At 55.1% G+C, this 19,105-nt stretch carries 14 protein-coding genes; 5 read left to right on the top strand and 9 right to left on the bottom strand.

What is annotated here, in order from left to right:
• Window positions 1-14 precede the first annotated feature (14 nt).
• The 3 genes from V6940_RS13375 to prpB all read right to left on the bottom strand — a co-directional run bounded on the left by V6940_RS13375 (window position 15) and on the right by prpB (window position 3,620).
• Window positions 15-1,466, bottom strand: coding sequence for a bifunctional 2-methylcitrate dehydratase/aconitate hydratase (locus V6940_RS13375; RefSeq protein WP_333496194.1), 1,452 nt, complete (start codon window positions 1,464-1,466; stop codon window positions 15-17).
• 39 nt (window positions 1,467-1,505) lie between these two features.
• Window positions 1,506-2,675, bottom strand: coding sequence for a bifunctional 2-methylcitrate synthase/citrate synthase (prpC, locus tag V6940_RS13380; protein WP_333496195.1), 1,170 nt, complete (start codon window positions 2,673-2,675; stop codon window positions 1,506-1,508).
• A 63-nt stretch (window positions 2,676-2,738) separates the two neighbouring features.
• Entirely contained in the window at window positions 2,739-3,620 is an 882-nt protein-coding gene (prpB, locus tag V6940_RS13385; protein ID WP_333496196.1) for a methylisocitrate lyase, read from the bottom strand.
• A gap of 250 nt (window positions 3,621-3,870) precedes the next feature.
• Here prpB and prpR point away from each other — a divergent pair, with 250 nt between their 5' ends.
• On the top strand, window positions 3,871-5,472 hold the full coding sequence (gene prpR, locus V6940_RS13390; RefSeq protein WP_333496197.1) for a propionate catabolism operon regulatory protein PrpR: 1,602 nt from the start codon (window positions 3,871-3,873) through the stop codon (window positions 5,470-5,472).
• Between the two features lie 93 nt (window positions 5,473-5,565).
• Here prpR and V6940_RS13395 read toward each other — a convergent pair whose 3' ends face one another.
• The 4 genes from V6940_RS13395 to V6940_RS13410 all read right to left on the bottom strand — a co-directional run bounded on the left by V6940_RS13395 (window position 5,566) and on the right by V6940_RS13410 (window position 10,951).
• Complete coding sequence (locus V6940_RS13395; RefSeq protein ID WP_333496198.1) at window positions 5,566-6,651, bottom strand: porin; 1,086 nt, start codon at window positions 6,649-6,651, stop codon at window positions 5,566-5,568.
• Window positions 6,652-7,679: 1,028 nt separating this feature from the next.
• Complete coding sequence (locus V6940_RS13400) at window positions 7,680-7,979, bottom strand: DUF1889 family protein (protein WP_191092061.1); 300 nt, start codon at window positions 7,977-7,979, stop codon at window positions 7,680-7,682.
• Between the two features lie 203 nt (window positions 7,980-8,182).
• A complete protein-coding gene (locus tag V6940_RS13405; RefSeq protein WP_333496199.1) occupies window positions 8,183-9,736 on the bottom strand; it encodes a peptide MFS transporter in 1,554 nt (517 codons plus the stop codon).
• Window positions 9,737-10,186: 450 nt separating this feature from the next.
• Window positions 10,187-10,951, bottom strand: coding sequence for a siderophore-interacting protein (locus tag V6940_RS13410; RefSeq protein ID WP_333496200.1), 765 nt, complete (start codon window positions 10,949-10,951; stop codon window positions 10,187-10,189).
• A gap of 236 nt (window positions 10,952-11,187) precedes the next feature.
• Here V6940_RS13410 and V6940_RS13415 point away from each other — a divergent pair, with 236 nt between their 5' ends.
• Window positions 11,188-11,760 carry a PadR family transcriptional regulator gene (locus V6940_RS13415; RefSeq protein ID WP_442910820.1) on the top strand — a complete coding sequence of 191 codons (573 nt, stop codon included), beginning with the start codon at window positions 11,188-11,190 and terminating at the stop codon, window positions 11,758-11,760.
• Here V6940_RS13415 and V6940_RS13420 read toward each other — a convergent pair.
• On the bottom strand, window positions 11,757-13,277 hold the full coding sequence (locus V6940_RS13420) for a methyl-accepting chemotaxis protein (RefSeq protein ID WP_333496201.1): 1,521 nt from the start codon (window positions 13,275-13,277) through the stop codon (window positions 11,757-11,759). The genes V6940_RS13415 and V6940_RS13420 overlap by 4 nt on opposite strands.
• A gap of 365 nt (window positions 13,278-13,642) precedes the next feature.
• Here V6940_RS13420 and ygjG point away from each other — a divergent pair, with 365 nt between their 5' ends.
• Entirely contained in the window at window positions 13,643-15,034 is a 1,392-nt protein-coding gene (gene ygjG / locus V6940_RS13425; protein WP_333496202.1) for a putrescine aminotransferase, read from the top strand.
• A gap of 144 nt (window positions 15,035-15,178) precedes the next feature.
• Window positions 15,179-17,197, top strand: a complete 2,019-nt coding sequence (locus V6940_RS13430) for an NADPH-dependent 2,4-dienoyl-CoA reductase (RefSeq protein WP_333496203.1) — start codon at window positions 15,179-15,181, stop codon at window positions 17,195-17,197.
• Window positions 17,198-17,353: 156 nt separating this feature from the next.
• Here V6940_RS13430 and rlmG read toward each other — a convergent pair whose 3' ends face one another.
• Entirely contained in the window at window positions 17,354-18,490 is a 1,137-nt protein-coding gene (rlmG, locus tag V6940_RS13435) for a 23S rRNA (guanine(1835)-N(2))-methyltransferase RlmG (protein WP_333496204.1), read from the bottom strand.
• Between the two features lie 83 nt (window positions 18,491-18,573).
• On the opposite strand from rlmG, the gene V6940_RS13440 reads away from it, so the two are divergent.
• Window positions 18,574-19,074 carry a M48 family metallopeptidase gene (locus tag V6940_RS13440; protein ID WP_333496205.1) on the top strand — a complete coding sequence of 167 codons (501 nt, stop codon included), beginning with the start codon at window positions 18,574-18,576 and terminating at the stop codon, window positions 19,072-19,074.
• The last annotated feature ends 31 nt before the right edge of the window (window positions 19,075-19,105 follow it).

Below are 19,105 nucleotides of genomic sequence, written 5' to 3' on the forward strand. Positions count from 1 at the left end.
TGATGAGTCGTGTTTCAGATAACGAAAAGATCCATATACTCATTGACCGGCATCTGCTCCAGACGGGTTCTGTCGAGGGAGGCATCCAGAATGCGCTGCTGCTGGCGGGTCGGGAACTGGCGCGCCAGGTTGATTTTGAATTTGTCGATAAGCTTCGGAATACCGTCGGCGCGACGACGGGCGTGGCCAATCGGGTACGCCACCACCACCTCTTCAAAGCGGGTGCCGTCGGTAAATTCAAGGGTAATCGCGTTGGCGATGGCGCGCTTATCCGGCGCGTGGTAGTCGGCGGTAAACGCCTGATCTTCAAAGCAATTCATCTTCTCGCGCAGGGCGTCGATACGCTTATCCTGCGCCACGTTGTCCTCATAGTCCGCGGCGGTTAAGCGACCAAACAGCAGCGGGATCGCCACCATGTACTGGATGCAGTGGTCGCGGTCAGCCGGGTTATTCAGCGGGCCTTTTTTGTCGATGATGCGAATGCAGGCTTCGTGAGTGCGGATGGTCACCTTCTCGATATCGGCGGCCGTTTTGCCCGCCGCCTGCATCTGATCATGCAGGGTCATTGCCGCTTCCACCGCCGTCTGCGAGTGGAACTCCGCCGGGAAGGAGATTTTGAACAACACGTTCTCCATCACGTAGGAACCGTACGGGCGCTGGAAGCGGAACGCTTCGCCCTTAAACGAGACATCGTAGAAGCCCCAGGTTTTCGCGGTCAGCGCCGACGGATAGCCCATCTCGCCGGTCTTCGCCATCAACGCCAGCCGCACCGCGCGCGAGGTGGCGTCCCCCGCCGCCCAGGACTTACGCGTCCCGGTGTTCGGCGCATGACGATAGGTGCGCAGCGACTGACCGTCGACCCACGCCAGAGAAACCGCGTTGAGGATCTCATCTCGCGTCAGTCCCAGCATCTGTGCCACCACGGCGGTAGACGCCACTTTCACCAGCAGCACGTGGTCGAGGCCGACGCGGTTAAAGGAGTTCTCGAGCGCAATACAACCCTGAATTTCATGAGCCTTAATCATCCCGGTCAGCACCTGCTTCATGGTCAGCGGCGCTTTGCCTGCGGCAACGGCGTTGCGCGACAGCCAGTCCGCCGTCGCCAGAATCCCGCCGAGGTTATCGGAAGGATGCCCCCACTCGGCGGCAAGCCAGGTGTCGTTGAAATCGAGCCAGCGGATCATCGCACCAATATTAAACGCCGCCTGCACCGGGTCGAGCTGGAACTGGGTGCCCGGCACACGCACGCCGTTCGGCACCACGGTGCCCGGCACAATCGGCCCCATCAGCTTTTTACAGGCCGGATACTCCAGCGCTTCCAGCCCGCAGCCCAGCGTATCAAGCAGGCAGTAATGGGCGGTGTCATAGGCCACTTTGGAGGTGACGTCGTAGTGCATCACGTAATCCACGATGTCGACGATTTCACGGTCAAATTCCGGGCGAATATTTATCATCTGAGCGGACATAGGGTACTTTTCCTGTTTTTTATCGTTAGCGGTAAGGAATTACTGACGCTTATCCAGCGGCACAAATTCGCGGTCTTCCGGGCCGGTATAGTTGGCGGAAGGACGGATAATTTTGTTGTCCTGACGCTGCTCGATAATGTGCGCCGCCCAGCCGGTCACGCGAGCGATAACAAACAGCGGAGTGAACATTTCGGTCGGTACGCCCATCATGTTGTAGGAGACCGCCGAGAACCAATCGAGGTTGGGGAACATCTTCTTGGTGTCCCACATCACCGACTCCAGACGGTCGGCAATGTTGTACATCTTGAGCGAACCGCCCTCCTGAGAAAGCCGTTTGGCAACACGCTTGATAACCTGATGACGCGGGTCGGCGATGGTGTAAACCGGGTGACCAAAACCAATCACCACCTCTTTGTTTTCCACGCGCTTGCGGATATCCACTTCAGCTTCATCCGGCGTTTCATAGCGCTGCTGGATTTCCAGCGACACCTCATTGGCCCCGCCATGTTTCGGGCCGCGCAGCGCGCCAATGGCGCCAATAATTGCCGAGTAAACGTCAGAACCGGTCCCCGCAATCACCCGACTGGTAAAGGTGGAGGCGTTAAACTCATGTTCGGCGTAGAGCACCAGTGAAATGTGCATCGCCTTCTCCCAGCTTGCCGAGGGTTTTTCACCGTGCAGCAGATGAAGGAAGTGACCGCCGACCGAGTCGTCATCGGTTTCCGGCTGGATGCGTTCGCCGTTGTGGCTGTAGTGATACCAGTAGAGAAGGATTGAGCTGAGCGAGGCCAGCAGTTTGTCGGCAATATCGCGCGCGCCGGAGACGGTATGCCCCTCTTTTTCCGGCAGCGTGCAGCCCAGCGCCGAGACGCCGGTGCGCATCACGTCCATCGGGTGGGAAGCCGCCGGTAGCGCTTCCAGCACGGTACGCACGTTGGCCGGCAGGCCGCGCAGCGCCTTGAGTTTAATTTTGTAGGCCTGCAGTTCATCGCGGGTCGGCAGCTTACCGTGGATCAGCAGATGGGCTACCTCTTCAAACTCGCAGTGCTCCGCTAAGTCGAGAATATCGTAGCCGCGATAGTGCAGGTCGTTGCCGCTTTTACCGACGGTGCACAGCGCGGTGTTTCCCGCCGGTACCCCGGAAAGGGCGACGGATTTTTTAGGTTTAATGACATGGGTGCTATTTTGCAGGATCGATGTGTCGCTCATATTGTCCTCGTCATTATTATCATGTGTAGGGTACTGAGGGTGTCCGTGTACGCCTTATCCGGCCTACTTTTTGGTGTACAACGCGTCGAGCTTCTCTTCGTACTGGTAGTAGTTGATGCTTTCGTACAGCTCATTACGCGTCTGCATCATGTCGATAACGCTTTTCTGCGTGCCTTCCTGACGCAGCACGTTGTAGACCTGTTCGGCGGCGCGGTTCATGGCGCGGAAGGCCGAGAGCGGATAGAGCGCCATCGCCACGTGGGCGCTGCGCAGTTCATCGGTGGTAAATAGCGGCGTCGCGCCGAATTCGGTGATATTGGCGAGGATCGGTACCTGAACCGCATCGGCAAACTGGCGGTACATCGACAGTTCGGTCATCGCCTCCGGGAACAGCATGTCGGCCCCCGCTTCCACATAGGCGCGAGCGCGATCGATAGCCGCCTCCAGCCCTTCCACCGCCAGCGCATCGGTACGCGCCATGATCACGAAGTCCGGGTCGGTGCGCGCATCTACCGCCGCCCGAATGCGGTCGACCATCTCCTCTTTCGAGACGATGGCTTTGTTCGGACGGTGGCCGCAGCGCTTAGCGCCAATCTGATCTTCAATGTGCAGCGCGGCGGCGCCAGCCTTACTGATCGACTTCACCGTGCGCGCCACGTTAAACGCCGACGAACCAAAACCGATATCCGCATCCACCAACAGCGGCAGCGGGCAAACGTCGGTAATGCGGCGAATGTCGGTCAGCACGTCGTCGAGCGTGGAAATGCCCAAATCCGGCAGCCCGAGAGAACCGGCCGCCACGCCGCCGCCGGAGAGATAAATAGCCTGATACCCGGCTCTTTGGGCCAGCAGCGCGTGGTTAGCGTTAATGGTGCCAACAATCTGTAAGGGGTTTTCTTTCGTCAGCGCAGCGCGGAATGCCTGGCCTGGAGAGTGTAGAGACATATCCCGTCCTCTTGTTATCAACTTGTTACTATCGGTTGATTCAGATAAAGCAAGGGGTATGCCAACGGCTGATTTTTCACCGCTATTTTTTAAACATCTTTGATAACAACAGATTAGCCATTCACTGCGCTATATCTGGCGATTAAAGCGTGTCAGCTAACGTTTCATTTATCGTTCCACAATGTTTCATTGCAACATTCATGAAACATGGTCTACACCCAATATTCGGCCCTCTTTTTTTGAGCATGCAATGGCAGCTACACCTCTTCCGCCACGGGTGAATGACGACAAGCCGGTTATCTGGACAGTGTCGGTAACGCGCCTGTTTGAACTGTTCCGCGATATCAGTCTTGAGTTCGATAACCAGGCCACCATCACGCCCATCCAGCTTGGGTTTGAGAAAGCGGTGAACTACATCCGCAAGAAGCTGGCGACCGAGCGCTGCGACGCCATCATTGCCGCAGGCTCCAACGGCGCATACTTAAAAAGCCGCCTCTCTGTGCCGGTTATCCTGATTAAGCCCAGCGGCTTTGACGTGCTACAGGCGCTGGCAAAAGCTGGCAAGCTCACCGCGTCTATCGGCGTGGTGACCTATCAGCAAACGCTGCCCGCGCTGGTCGCTTTTCAAAAGACCTTTAACCTGCGCCTTGACCAGCGCTGCTACGTCACCGAAGAGGACGCTCGCGGGCAAATCAACGAGCTAAAGGCCAGCGGTATACAAGCCGTGGTGGGCGCAGGGTTGATTACCGACCTCGCCGAAGAGGCCGGGATGACCGGCATCTTTATCTACTCCGAAGCCACCGTCCGCCAGGCGTTTAGCGATGCGCTGGATATGACCCGCCTGACCCAGCGACAAAGTCGCCGCTATGCCGCCGGTAACGGCCTGCGCACGCGTTATGCATTAGACGATATGCGTGGGGCATCCGCGCCGATGGAGCAGGTACGCCATACCATCCTGCTCTATGCGCGCTCCAGCGCGGCGGTGCTGATTCAGGGGGAAACCGGCACCGGGAAAGAGCTGGCGGCGCAGGCAATCCATCGTGAATATTTCGCGAGGCTTGGCCATCGTCAGGGTAAATCCTTCCCGCCGTTTGTCGCCCTCAACTGCGGGGCAATTGCCGAATCGCTATTAGAAGCGGAGCTGTTTGGCTATGAAGAAGGGGCGTTTACCGGCTCGCGGCGCGGCGGCCGTGCCGGGCTATTTGAAATTGCCCACGGTGGGACGCTGTTTTTAGATGAAATTGGCGAGATGCCCCTGCCCCTGCAGACCCGGTTGCTGCGCGTGCTGGAGGAGAAAGAGGTCACACGCGTCGGCGGGCACCTGCCGATTCCGGTCGAAGTGCGAGCGATCAGCGCCACCCACTGCGACCTAGAAGTAGAGATGAAGCGCGGGCAGTTTCGCCAGGACCTGTTTTATCGCCTAAGTATTCTGCGGCTGAAGCTGTCGCCGCTGCGCGAACGACTGGCAGATATCGTGCCGCTGGCGGAAGGTTTTTTGCAGCAGTCGCTGGCGGCATTAAACGCGCCGTTTAGCGAAGCGATGCATCAGGGGCTGACGCAAAGCCAGTCGGTACTGCTGAGCTACGCCTGGCCCGGCAATATCCGCGAGCTGCGCAATATGATGGAGCGAATGGCACTTTTCTTAAGCGTTGAGCCGCAGCCAGAGCTGAACGGTGATTTTTTACGCCAGTGCCTGCCGGAACTTGCAGAATGTCGCGCCGACTCACCGCCGCCCGCCTCGCTCACCCCGCATCAGGTACTCGCGCAGTTTAACGGCGATAGAACCGCCGCCGCGCACTATCTGGGGATAAGCCGCACCACCTTCTGGCGCAGGTTAAAAGCCGAAAATTAGGGCATAAAAAAGCCCCACCGAAGTGGGGCAAAATACGTTCAAAAGAATTAGGCACATATAAAAAAACAAACTAATGAGAGTTTGCTACCTGAATTAGAACTGGTAGGTAGCGCCCAGTACTGCCTGATCGTCAGTCGCGAAACCGAAGTTCTGATCGTCTTTCAGCAGGTTGATTTTGTATGCTGCATCAACCGCGAAGTTTTTGTTGAAGTAGTAAGCTGCGCCCAGCTGAACATATTTAACCGCGTCGAAAGAACGACCCTGAAGTTCTGCACGCTGCTGTACGTAACCAACGGTAGGCTGCAGGCCGAAGTCGAAGGTGTAACCTGCGATAGCTTCAAACGCTTTAGATTTATCAGTGAACAGTGGGTACTGGGTATCGTTCACGTTCATGCTTACTGGAGTCATGTTGTGAGTTTCGGTGTACATGGTTGCCAGCATGATGCTGTTCGCGTCATATTTCGCACCAACGGACCATGCTTCTGCGGTATCACCTGAAGCAGGGCTGTAGGTGATGTTAGTGTCGCTAACCTTCACATCAGTGGTTTTAGCACGGCTGTAAGCGGCACCCAGAGTCACACCTGATTCAGGAATTTCGTACTGGAGGGAGGTACCGAAACCTTCGCCGTTAGATTCTTCTGGAGCACGTTTATCTTCGTTAGCGCCCTGGTACTGCAGACCCAGTGCCAGACCATCAACCAGACCGAAGAAGTTCTTGTTACGATAGGTCAGAACGCCAGTGGTACGGCCGTTCATGTAGTTATCGGTGTACTGGTAGGAGTCACCGCCGAATTCGGTCAGCACGTCGGTGTAAGAACCGATATCGTACTGGATACCGTAGTTACGGCCGTAGTCGATAGAACCGTAGTCACCGAAGTCCAGACCAGCGAAGGCCAGACGGGTTTTTTCAGGCTGCGCACCTTCAGGCTTGGAAGCATCGAACTGGTGTTCGAACTGACCAAACCCAGTGATGCCGTTAGCAATCTGAGTTTCGCCTTTGAAGCCCAGACGCGTGTAGGTCGCGTCAGAGTTGCCAACGGAAGAGGTGAAGTCGTGCTCTGCCTTCACTTTGCCGTACAGATCAAGTTTGTTGCTGTCTTTGTTATAGATTTCAGCAGCGTGAGCGGTGGATGCCAGCGCCACGAGACCGATCAGAATTGCCAGCTTGCTTTTCATCATTTTTTTATGTTCCTTTGATTATTATTCCCCGTAGGGATTTGCCCGGTAATCCAGGCTTTTTTAATGGCTCGCGAGGCTATCGCGCGTCATTAAAAAAGCCCTCCTGCAAGGGAGAGCCTGAGGCTGATTACCGAATTCAAAGGATGAGCTGGCTTCCGAACATCCCGCGATACAAGCGGGATTCAGAATCGATTTGACGTATGCCGAACGAACGTGCAGAGGCCATCACGCTCCGCATAGAACCATTCCGTATCATTTTGCCACTCATCAATTAACAAATAATGGATCGTCAAAAAACACCACATCTGCTTTTGCAGTTTTAATTACGGTATTTTTTGTTATGCACTCGTTATCGGTGCTTTTATTCTTTTAAACGCAGAAATTACCGGCTTTCAAAAAACTGTGAAAGCGTTTACTTCTGGTCGTAAATTTGTGTAAAGCCTAATATTTAAAATGTAACTCCGTCAACATGAATTAATTGTTAAACAACATCTATAAAATAGATAACGAATGGCAGCAAAGCCTCATTCCAGGTAGGTTTTACCCCATACCCACTGTACTTTAAGCATAAATCATCAGCATGATTTATTGACTAAAATCAAATTTCAACAGCAAATGTTAATAAATTCGCAATGATTCTTTAATCATCACAACTGATTTCGCAAATCAAAATAATGTAATCGGTTAACTTTGGTAGCATTTTATTCATAACCTTTTAATTTAAGATGATGAAACAAAATAATAGAGATGAGAAAGGTTAAATTTCCTGATAGAAAAAAAATACAATAAAAATAAACACCGAAATAAATAGCGTGGTAATAAAATCACTGGTAATAAATAAAATATCAGAATGCTTAAAATAAATGCGTGGTGTGATTTTAATTTCGCCACACGTAATACCAGCATCGTAGCGAGAAAAGGCGAATATTGCAGGGTTGGGAAATGGAGGGTACAAACTAAGAAAGGATGCTCTCACGCTGAAGGTGAAAGCATCCGGGATCGGTTATTGCGGTTTATACAGGATTAACTCACACCAGTGAGCGAAGCTCTTCACGCATGTAGGAAGAGAAGAATTCAGGGTTCTTAATCACCATATGCTCGCCGGACTCAACCTTGTCGGCCCATCCTGCGACTTTATCCGTAAATCCGTCGCTCCAGCCTTCCTGATGGCCGCGTTCAGCCACATCGGCAGCGCTCGCCGGAGTACCTAATTCTTTCAAATACTTCAGAATTCCCTTTGCCGTACTTTCATCCATGGACTGTGGTACTGGCTCAGACGTGTTCATACCACCAATAAAATCCAACGCTTTATCAATGACTGCTGGCATATGCTTGTCCTTAAAATTAACCACGTAGTAATCAAGTCTATACTATGGACCGGAATCCGCCGCAATTTCAAAGGAACCGCTCACGTTATTGCACTTATTCTCGATCAAAAATCACTTTTTATGGCTGTTTTGCGCAAGAAACGGTGCACGCTGCGCAAAAAAAAGCCGGTACAGCATGTACCGGCTCAGCACTCAGAACGGGATTACGCGTTGGTGACTGGCTTTTGCTCCGCGCTGGATTTGGCGTTTTCCAGCATCCGGCGAACCGGCACAATCAGCACACATAGCACCGCCGCACAAATCAGCAGCGCGATAGAACAGCGGGCGAACAGGTCCGGCAGCATATCCAACTGGTCAGCCTTCACGTGGCCACCGATCAGACCCGCCGCCAGGTTACCCAGCGCACTGGCGCAGAACCACAGACCCATCATCTGGCCGCGCATTCTCTCCGGTGCCAGCAGCGTCATGGTCGCCAGGCCAATCGGGCTCAGGCACAGTTCGCCGAGCGTCAGCATCAGGATGCTGCCCACCAGCCACATTGGCGATACGCCAGCGCCGCCGTTACTCAGCACGTTTTGCGCCGCCAGCATCATCAGGCCAAAGCCTGCCGCCGCACACAGAATACCGATAACGAACTTGGTGATACTGCCTGGACGGACGTTTTTACGCGCCAGCGCAGGCCAGGCCCAGCTAAAGACCGGCGCCAGCAGAATGATAAACAGGGCGTTAATCGACTGGAACCACACCGCAGGGATCTCAAAATCACCGATCATGCGGTTGGTATAGTCGTTGGCAAACAGGTTAAAGGACGTTGGCTTCTGCTCGAAGGCCGACCAGAAGAACGCGGCGGAGACCAGCAGAATAAAGCACACCAGCAGACGCGCGCGCTCTTTACGGCTCAGGCCCGCGAAGGCAAACAGGTAGATGAAGTACAGCGCAACGGAAGCCGCAATCACGTACACCAGCACGCTGGCAACCGCCACTGGGTTAATCACAATGATGCCCTGGGCAATCAGCGTGATAATCACCGCCACGCCCACCGCTAACGCCAGCAGCCACGCGCCGACGCCGTTTTTCTTCGCCACCGGGCTGTTCCAGGTGGAGTCCAGACCCACTTCGCTGTCGTAGCGTTTCATCGCCGGTACGGCGAACACGCGGAAGATAACCAGCGCCACCAGCATCCCGATACCACCGATGCCAAAGCCCCAGTGCCAGCCGTGGGATTTAATCAGCCAGCCGGAAATCAGCGGCGCGATAAATGACCCCATGTTGATACCCATATAAAACAGCGAGAAGCCGCCGTCACGACGCGCATCGCCCTTTTTATACAGCGTACCGACCATTACCGAGATACAGGTCTTGAACAGACCAGAGCCCAGCACGATAAACATCAGGCCGATAAAGAACAGGTTGTCGCCCATAAAGGCCGACAGCGCGATCGACAGGTGGCCGAGCGCAATCAGGATGGAGCCGTACCACACCGCCTTTTGCTGGCCAAGCCAGTTATCGGCCAGCCAGCCGCCCGGCAGCGCCGCCAGGTACATGGTCCCCGCGAAGATCCCTACAATCGCCGAGGCGTTTTCACGCGCTAAGCCCATGCCGCCGTCATAGACGGTTGCCGCCATAAACAGAATCAGTAACGGGCGGATACCGTAAAACGAGAATCGCTCCCACATTTCGGTAAAGAACAGCGAACCCAACGGGTACGGGTGACCGAAAAAGGTTCGGCTTTCGTTTTTATTAACAGAGGAATGCATAGTTTCTCCAGAGAAGGTGCGTCGTAACGCAGGTAAGTCGTGTATGCGGGCTAACCATTTTTTAATTTTGTCGATGATTAACATCTGACGCGGTATTTTTTAACCATTTGATAACCATTAAGTGGTCGTGTCTAGCCCTGGACCCGGTATTTTTAGACGAAAAGTCGACAAAGTTCTAGTTTTACAGATTTTGTATTGGAAAACCGAATGTGGTGATTGACATCACATAATCATAGGTTTATGCAACAATAATCATTTAAAAACAATTAATTAGATAAAAATCAATCGCTAAATAAAGCCCTAATAACGGGGCAAAATAATCGCATAAAAAGTATGGAAAATGGGGGGTTCATCATAATGATGATGGGAGATCTAGATAAATCATGAGGAGAGAGATGGCAGGAAGAAGGTCGCGCTATCACATCATCGTATAGCGCAACCGGAATGCTGTTATTTCGCGTGCCAGTAGGCGCTTGAACGCACTAGCTGCGGGTCGATAGCGTCGGTCACAAAACCGTCGGTCAGATTTTTTACCGCCTTCCCTTCGCCGGTCAGCCAGATAAAGTAATCAGACTCCGGCACCGTGAGCTGTGCCAGGCGCGCGGCGACAGTGGCAGCATCGTAGCCAGCGATCCACTCGATATTAAAGCCATCAAACCCAGCCAGATAAGCGGTGTCCGCTTCGTCTTTTACCATCACCAGCGCCGTTACCTGCGGGCGCTCCGCTAGCGTCTGCAGCGCTTCCAGACGGCGACGCAGCGCTGGCATACCGGTTTCATCGCAAACATACAGCTGCCAGGCGTAATCTTCCGGCACCACCAGTGAACCACGCGGGCCGCCGATAAGCAGCGTATCACCTGCTTTTGCCTCCATTGCCCACTGGCTGGCAACGCCGCCATCGTGGATAAAGAAATCGTAGGCCAGCTCATGGCGTTCGGCGTTGTAAAGCGGCGTGTAGTCGCGAGCCTGCGGGCGCACACCTTCAGCCCACACAATGCCTTCGTCGGTCATCGTCGGTGGCGTCAGAGTGCTGCCAGCCTGCGGGAAAAACAGCTTGGTGTGATCATCAAAGCCACGTGAACTAAAACCATCCAGCGCCTCGCCACCCAGCACCACGCGCTGGAAAGCGTCGCCAATGCGCTCAACGCGCAGGACGGTCAGTTCGCGGAAACGGAGTTCATTGCGCACGCGCTGAGGGTATTTTTTCTCTTTCATTTGGCGTCTCTCTCACAAATAGATATATCTAAATCATTTGCAAATGATAATGATTGCCAATTAAGCAGAAAGCAAGCTATTTTTAAGATATATGAATAACGGCGCACAAAAAACTCACATCAAAAACAAAAATCCTTTAATATCAATCAATTAATAATTTTCTCACTTTCGATATTGCTAAAGATATAACTTTAGATATAAGTTAGATATATCTAAAAAACGTAAGGATAAACATCATGAGACCTTTCTCTGATTCTGAACATCGTGGCCGTGGTGGTCGCGGACATCGCGGTGAGTGTGAACATCGTGGCGGGCGTGGTGAAGGCCACGGCGGCGGCGGACGTCGCCAGCGCTTTTTCGGCCACGGCGAACTGCGCCTGGTGGTCCTCAGCATCCTGAAGGATAACGCCAGCCACGGCTATGAACTGATTAAAGCCATTGAGGCGCTAACCCAGGGTAACTACAGCCCAAGCCCGGGCGTTATCTACCCGACGCTTGACCTGCTCCAGGACCAGGGGCTAATTACCGTGCACGAAGAGGATGGCGGGCGTAAAAAAATCGCCATTACCACAGAAGGCATCCAGACGCTGGAAGAAAATCAGGAACCGCTGGAGCATATTCAGGCACGTCTGAAGTCCAGGATGGTCGGGCATGAGCTGCGCAAAAACCCGCAAATGAAGCGGGCGCTGGATAACTTTAAGGCAGTACTCGACCTGAAGGTGAATCAGGGCGAGATCGGCGACGCGCAGCTGAAGCAGGTGATCGGCATTATCGACCGCGCGGCGCTGGAGATCTCGCAGCTGGATTAATGCAGGACGGTGACCGCATCCTGTAAACGGCTGGCACGCTGTTTTACCATCGCCGACACGTTGGCGCTTTCCGCCACCAGTCCGGCATTTTTCTGGGTGATCTCATCCAGCTTCGCTACGGCACGCGTTAAATCAGACAGCCCCGTGGCCTGTTCAGACGTAGATTGACTAATCTGCGCAATCAGCTGGGTGACATTCTTTACCTGCGAGACAATGTCATCCATTGTGCGCCCGGCAGCATGAACCTGCTCGGAGCCCGACTGCACCTTGCTGGCGCTGGCCTCAATCAGCTGACGAATTTCGTTTGCCGCCGTCGCGCTACGGCTCGCCAGATGGCGAACTTCCCCGGCGACCACGGCAAACCCTCTCCCCTGCTCGCCCGCGCGCGCCGCTTCGACGGCAGCATTCAACGCCAGGATATTGGTCTGGAACGCGATATCGTTAATCAAGGTCGTGATAGAACCGATGCGCTGCGTGCTGTCAGCGATATCTTCCATGGTCTGCACCACCCGGTGCATCGCCTGGCCGCCCTGCGCCGCCGCGCCGCTAGCCGCCAACGAGAGCTTATCGGCTTCCGCCGCCGTCTGAGAGTTATTCTGCACCGACGCCGCCATCTGGCTCATGGTCGCGACCGTTTGCTGCACGTTGACCACCGTTTCCTGAGTACGCTGATTCAGATCTTCATTGCCTCGGGCCAGCACATCGCTGCCGTCGCTCACGCTATTCACCTGCGTCGAGACATCGTTTATCAACCAGCGGCACATCAACCCGAGCTGGCCGACCGCGCGTAGCGTTAGGCCCAGCTCATCGCTGCGCGGCAGCGGATCAACGCTGTTACGTTCACCGGTTGCCACGCTAAGCGCCTGTCGCGCCACATTTTCCACCGGGCGAACAATCTGCCACTCCAGTACCAGCGTGGTCAGTAAGAGGATCATCGCCGACGCCAGCACCGCCAGAATCGGCGCGCTCAGGGCCAGCAGGCTCACCGCAAGCAGCAGGTAGAACCCCAGCATAATGCTTCTGACCCGCCAGCGCAGCGGGATAGTCGACAGCTTGCCCCACCAGCGTTTACTGATAACACGACCTTTATAGAGACGCTTATTACTGCGTTCTTCGCGAAGCGCCTGATACAGCGGCTCAACCGCCGCCACCTCTTCCTCGCTGGCTTTGGTACGAATCGACATATAGCCAATCGTTTTGCCATTACGCACCTGGGGGATAGCGTTCGCACGTACCCAGTAATGGCCACCGTGTTTCGGGCGATTTTTGACGATGCCGCTCCACGGCTCGCCCTGCTTCAGAGTGCGCCACATATCGGCAAAAGCGGCTTTTGGCATATCAGGATGGCGCACCATGTTGTGCGGCTGGCTGAGCATCTCGTGGCGGCTATAGCCGCTCACCTTTATAAAAGCATCATTTACGTGGGTGATATAGCTGTTGAGATCGGTGGTGGACATCAAAGTGGTGTGGTCGTCCAGAAGCGATTCGGACGAATTCAGGTCGGGCAGGGTAGACATACGAACATCCTTTTCAGGTGCAAAGAGAAATGTATTACAATTGTTATATCGGAGGATATTAAATTAACCTTAATTGTTAATTTTGCGTTAGATCGCAAAATCAACAAAAGCCCTACTTTCCCCACGTCATTTTTTGCTGCTCAGCCGTGGCGCAAAACCTGCCCTTTTGTAGGGCAATACGCCCAACCACAACGCACCTCAGCGTGACCGCTTTCACACTCTCTCGGTTCGCTGGACGATTAAATATTGTACAAGTGCGATTTCCCCTGGTGTTTATCCCGATTTTCACCACCAACGCTGAGGTGGCGTAATCCCTGCAATACTTAAATCAGTATCGTGTGATACGTGATCCCCAGGAGCTTATTTTGAACAGGTTACCTTCCAGCGCATCGGCTCTGGCCTGCAGCGCACACGCACTGAATCTCATTGAAAAGCGAACGCTTGATCATGAGGAGATGAAAGCTCTTAACCAGGAGGTCAGGGAATACTTCAAAGAACATGTGAATCCGGGGTTTTTAGAGTACCGAAAATCTGTAACTGCCGGTGGGGATTACGGAGCCGTAGAGTGGCAAGCGGGAGGGTTAAATACGCTTGTCGACACCCAGGGTCAGGAGTTTCTCGATTGCCTGGGCGGTTTTGGTATTTTCAACGTGGGGCACCGTAATCCAGTTGTGGTTTCCGCCGTACAGAATCAACTCGCGAAACAACCGCTTCACAGCCAGGAACTCCTCGACCCGCTACGGGCGATGCTCGCCAAAACGCTGGCGGCGCTGGCGCCGGGCAAGCTTAAATACAGCTTCTTTAGCAACAGCGGCACCGAGTCGGTAGAGGCGGCGCTAAAGCTGGCGAAAGCCTACCAGTCGCCGCGCGGCAAGTTCACTTTTATCGCCACCAGCGGTGCGTTCCATGGAAAATCGCTCGGGGCGCTGTCGGCCACCGCCAAGTCAACGTTCCGCAAGCCGTTTATGCCGCTGCTGCCGGGCTTCCGCCACGTGCCGTTCGGTAATCTCGACGCTATGCGCACGATGCTGAGCGAATGCCAGAAAACCGGCGATGACGTGGCGGCGGTGATCCTCGAGCCAATCCAGGGTGAAGGTGGCGTCATTCTGCCACCACAGGGCTACCTGCCCGCCGTGCGTAAGCTGTGCGATGAGTTTGGCGCATTGCTTATCTTCGACGAAGTGCAAACCGGCATGGGGCGCACCGGTAAGATGTTTGCCTGCGAGCATGAGAACGTTCAGCCGGACATTTTATGCCTGGCGAAGGCGCTCGGCGGCGGCGTGATGCCGATTGGCGCGACTATCGCCACCGAAGAGGTGTTCTCGGTGCTGTTCGACAACCCGTTCCTGCACACCACCACCTTTGGCGGTAACCCGCTGGCCTGTGCGGCCGCGCTGGCGACCATCAACGTGCTGCTGACTGAAAATCTGCCCGCTCAGGCGGAGCAGAAAGGCGATATTCTGCTGGACGGTTTCCGGAGCATGGCGCGCGAATATCCGGATCTGGTCCGTGAAGCGCGCGGCAGAGGCATGCTGATGGCCATTGAGTTTGTCGATAACGAAATCGGCTATAACTTTGCCAGCGAGATGTTCCGCCAGCGCGTGCTGGTTGCCGGGACGCTCAACAACGCCAAGACCATTCGCATCGAACCGCCGTTAACCTTAACGATGGAACAGTGCGACCAGGTGCTTAAGGCAGCGCGTAAAGCGCTGGCGGCCCTGCGCGTCAGCCAGAGTCAGGTTGCCACCGAGCAGTAAACTCACGCCCCCTACCCTTTGGTGGGGGGCGTTCTTTGAATCCCATCACAATCATCGCATTCCCCTTTTCCCTTTTTCCCGCCGACGGCTAAATTAGTAACTCATCCGACCACATAACAATAATTTCACATACTGGACATCCTTATGAGCTATCCGTCGCTGTTCGCCCCGCTCGATCTCGGTTTTACCCAGTTGAAAAACCGCGTGCTGATGGGTTCCATGCATACCGGGCTGGAAGAGTATCCCGATGGCGCCGAGCGTCTGGCGGCGTTCTACGCGGAACGCGCGCGTCACGGCGTGGCGCTGATCGTCAGCGGCGGCATCGCACCGGATGCCACTGGCGTCGGGATGGCGGGCGGCGCGATGCTGAACGATGTGAGTCAATTGCCGCACCACCGCACCATTACCGATGCCGTCCATCAGGAAGGCGGCAAAATTGCGCTGCAGATTCTGCATACCGGGCGCTACAGCTACCAGCCAAACCTGGTGGCCCCTTCCCCACTTCAGGCCCCCATCAACCGCTTTACGCCGCGCGAACTCACCCACGAAGGTATCCTTGCGCTGATTGACGACTTCGCCCGCTGCGCCCAGCTGGCGCGGGAAGCGGGCTACGACGGCGTGGAGGTGATGGGCTCGGAAGGCTACCTGATTAACGAATTTCTCGCTGCGCGCACCAATCTGCGTGACGATCAATGGGGCGGCAGCTATGACAACCGCATGCGCTTCGCGGTAGAAGTGGTGCGCGCCGTACGCCTGCGCGTCGGGAAAGACTTTATTATTATCTATCGCCTGTCGATGCTCGACCTGGTAGATAACGGCGGCACCTTTGATGAAACCGTACGCCTCGCCCAGGCTGTCGAAGCCGCGGGGGCAACGATCATCAATACCGGGATCGGCTGGCACGAAGCGCGGATCCCGACCATCGCCACGCCGGTACCGCGCGGCGCATTTAGCTGGGTGACGCGTAAATTAAAAGGTGTGGTCACCGTTCCGCTGATTACCACTAACCGCATTAACGATCCGCAGGTGGCGGACGATATTCTGGCGCGTGGCGATGCCGATATGGTGTCGATGGCCCGTCCGTTCCTTGCCGATGCCGAACTGCTATCAAAAGCTCAGGCGGGGCGCAGCGATGAGATCAACACCTGTATCGGCTGCAACCAGGCCTGTCTGGATCAGATCTTTGTCGGCAAGGTAACCTCATGTCTGGTCAACCCCCGCGCCTGCCATGAAACCAAAATGCCGATCCTCCCCGCCACCACGCGTAAAAACCTGGCGGTCGTCGGTGCGGGCCCGGCGGGGCTGGCGTTCGCGATCAACGCCGCCGCGCGCGGTCATCAGGTGACGCTGTTTGATGCCAGCGCGGAGATCGGCGGGCAGTTTAATATCGCCAAGCAGATCCCCGGCAAAGAAGAGTTTTACGAAACGCTGCGCTACTACCGTCGAATGATCGACGTTACAGGCGTCGCGCTGAAGCTCAACCAGCGCGTCAGTGCCGACGATCTCCTCGGCTTTGATGAAGTGATCCTATCAACCGGGATCGCGCCGCGTACCCCGCCGATCGACGGTATCGATCACCCAAAAGTACTGACCTATCTGGACGTGCTGCGTGATAAAGCACAGGTTGGGCAGCGCGTGGCGATCATCGGCTGCGGCGGCATCGGTTTTGATACGGCGATGTATCTCAGTCAGCCGGGCAACCCCACCAGCCAGAATATCGCTGAGTTTTGCGTAGAATGGGGCATTGATACCAGCCTTCAGCAGGCGGGCGGCCTACGTCCGGAAGGGCCACATCTGGCCCGCAGCCCACGGCAGATTGTGATGCTGCAGCGTAAAGCCAGCAAGCCGGGCGAAGGGTTAGGCAAAACCACCGGCTGGATCCACCGCACCACCCTGCTTTCGCGCGGCGTGAAGATGATCCCGGCGGTCAGCTATCAGAAAATAGACGACGAAGGACTGCACGTTGAGATAGGTGGCGAAGCGCAGGTGTTCGCGGTCGATAACGTGATTATCTGTGCCGGTCAGGAGCCAAACCGTACGCTGCAGGAACCGTTACAAGCGGCAGGTAAGATGGTGCATCTTATCGGTGGTTGTGATGTGGCCAGTGAGCTGGATGCTCGGCGGGCGATTGCGCAGGGGACGAAGCTGGCGCTAGAGATATAGGCTGGATGAGGGGGTTACGCCGCCATCCAGTACTCTGCTTCACCTTGCCTGATGGCGCTACGCTTATCAGGCCTACAGGATCGTGCAAAATGCCTTCTGTAGGCCGGATAAGACGGTGACGCCACCATCCGGCAATGTGAAACCGTGCGAGGTTAATTAACGACGACGACCCAGCTTCACCGCTTTGAGGATCACAAACTTGTTGTTGGTGGCGATGGTTTCGCAGTTACCAAAGATCTTCTTCAGCTTGTGGAAGTAGTCCAGATGACGGTTCGCCACGATATACAACTCACCGTTAATTTTCAGGCAACGGCGGGCGTGGTGGAACATCTCCCACGCGATGTTATCGGTCAGCGCATGCTTCTGGTGGAACGGCGGGTTGCAGAACACCGCGTTAAAGCGGAACGGTTCTACGCCGGAGAGCGCGTTGTTAATCATAAACTCGCTGCGATCCAGCGCGTCTGGCAGGTTGGTTTCCACGTTCAGGCGGCTGGAAGCGACCGCCATCGGTGATTCATCAACAAACACCACGCTGGCTTCTGGGTTCTTTGCCAGCAGCGTCATACCCAGCACGCCGTTACCACAGCCAAGATCGACAATCTCGCCTTCCAGGTTTTCCGGCAGATGCTCCATAAAGAAGCGCGCGCCGATATCCAGCCCGGTACGGGAGAAAACGTTCGCGTGGTTGTGAATGGTCCAGTCAGTGCCTTCCAGCTTCCAGCTCAGGGTCTGCGCGGTGTCAGCCAGCGCTGGCTTGGTAAAGGTGCCGTTAATCAGGCGCGCCTTTTTCCATGCCAGCGTGGTAGTGGTTGGGCCCAGCACTTTTTCAAACAGTTCAAGCGTAGAAGTATGGATATCACGCGCTTTCGCACCGGCGATAATGCGCGTTTCTGGCGTCAACACGTCGCGCAACGCGCGCAACTGCTGTTCCAGCAATGCCATGGTTTTCGGCAGCTTAATCAGTACGACGCCCGGCGCCTGCGGGTATTCCGCAGTGCTGTCGAGGAACTTCACGCTCGACTCGGCAATGTCGTTGTGACGCAGGTTTTCACGCGTCGCCAGCTCGCTTAGATACGAGTCGCCAATGCTGTACGGCGTATGTTCCGCCAGCGCGCAGGCCAGCGCACCGAAGGTATCATTCAGGATTAATACAGGGCCGCTAATCTCAGTATCGTCCAGCTGTTGCAGCAGATATTCATCGGCTGCTTCCCACGCCAGCAGTGGGTTAACGTCGTCCGTCTCCGGGAAACGTTTAAGTGTCAGTGAACGGAAACCGTTGTCTGTGTGGCTCATCGGCCCTCCTGAATGGTAAAATTTCGGCGTATCCCTGAAAAGGGTGCGTGAGTATACACTTTTTATGATTGGCATGGGCAAAGATGAACCAACTAACTTACCTCCAGGGCTACCCGGAGCACTTGCTTGCTCAGGTTCGCACATTGATTAACGAGCGACGTCTGGGGGCAGTACTGGAAAAACGCTATCCGGGCACCCACGATTTCGCCACCGATAAAGCCCTCTGGCAGTACACTCAGGATCTGAAAAGCCAGTTCCTGCGTAACGCGCCGCCCATCAATAAGGTGATGTACGACAACAAGATTCACGTGCTGAAGAACGCGCTCGGGTTGCACACGGCGGTATCTCGCGTGCAGGGCGGCAAGCTGAAGGCCAAAGCCGAGATTCGTGTCGCTACCGTATTTCGCAACGCGCCGGAGGCTTTTTTGAAGATGATCGTGGTGCATGAGCTGGCGCATCTGAAAGAAAAAGAGCACGACAAAGCGTTCTATCAGCTGTGCTGCTATATGGAGCCGCAGTACCACCAGCTGGAGTTTGATACCCGTCTGTGGCTGACGCACCTTTCGTTAAAGGAATCTGCGTAGTCGCCCACTGGCAATGTCATAAAGGCGTGTT

Origin of the sequence: Kluyvera sp. CHPC 1.251, from assembly GCF_036759945.1 — a bacterium.
In the GTDB taxonomy this organism is placed as follows: Bacteria; Pseudomonadota; Gammaproteobacteria; order Enterobacterales; family Enterobacteriaceae; genus Kluyvera; species Kluyvera sichuanensis.

Excerpts from the sequence above, each read along its gene's own strand:
- rlmG (WP_333496204.1), bottom strand. The coding sequence starts at position 18,490 with ATGAGCCACACAGACAACGGTTTCCGTTCACTGACACTTAAACGTTTC.
- V6940_RS13395 (WP_333496198.1), bottom strand. The coding sequence starts at position 6,651 with ATGATGAAAAGCAAGCTGGCAATTCTGATCGGTCTCGTGGCGCTGGCA.
- V6940_RS13430 (WP_333496203.1), top strand. The coding sequence starts at position 15,179 with ATGAGCTATCCGTCGCTGTTCGCCCCGCTCGATCTCGGTTTTACCCAG.
- V6940_RS13420 (WP_333496201.1), bottom strand. The coding sequence starts at position 13,277 with ATGTCTACCCTGCCCGACCTGAATTCGTCCGAATCGCTTCTGGACGAC.
- V6940_RS13415 (WP_442910820.1), top strand. The coding sequence starts at position 11,188 with ATGAGACCTTTCTCTGATTCTGAACATCGTGGCCGTGGTGGTCGCGGA.
- prpB (WP_333496196.1), bottom strand. The coding sequence starts at position 3,620 with ATGTCTCTACACTCTCCAGGCCAGGCATTCCGCGCTGCGCTGACGAAA.
- V6940_RS13405 (WP_333496199.1), bottom strand. The coding sequence starts at position 9,736 with ATGCATTCCTCTGTTAATAAAAACGAAAGCCGAACCTTTTTCGGTCAC.
- V6940_RS13400 (WP_191092061.1), bottom strand. The coding sequence starts at position 7,979 with ATGCCAGCAGTCATTGATAAAGCGTTGGATTTTATTGGTGGTATGAAC.
- V6940_RS13410 (WP_333496200.1), bottom strand. The coding sequence starts at position 10,951 with ATGAAAGAGAAAAAATACCCTCAGCGCGTGCGCAATGAACTCCGTTTC.
- prpR (WP_333496197.1), top strand. The coding sequence starts at position 3,871 with ATGGCAGCTACACCTCTTCCGCCACGGGTGAATGACGACAAGCCGGTT.
- V6940_RS13375 (WP_333496194.1), bottom strand. The coding sequence starts at position 1,466 with ATGTCCGCTCAGATGATAAATATTCGCCCGGAATTTGACCGTGAAATC.
- V6940_RS13440 (WP_333496205.1), top strand. The coding sequence starts at position 18,574 with ATGAACCAACTAACTTACCTCCAGGGCTACCCGGAGCACTTGCTTGCT.
- prpC (WP_333496195.1), bottom strand. The coding sequence starts at position 2,675 with ATGAGCGACACATCGATCCTGCAAAATAGCACCCATGTCATTAAACCT.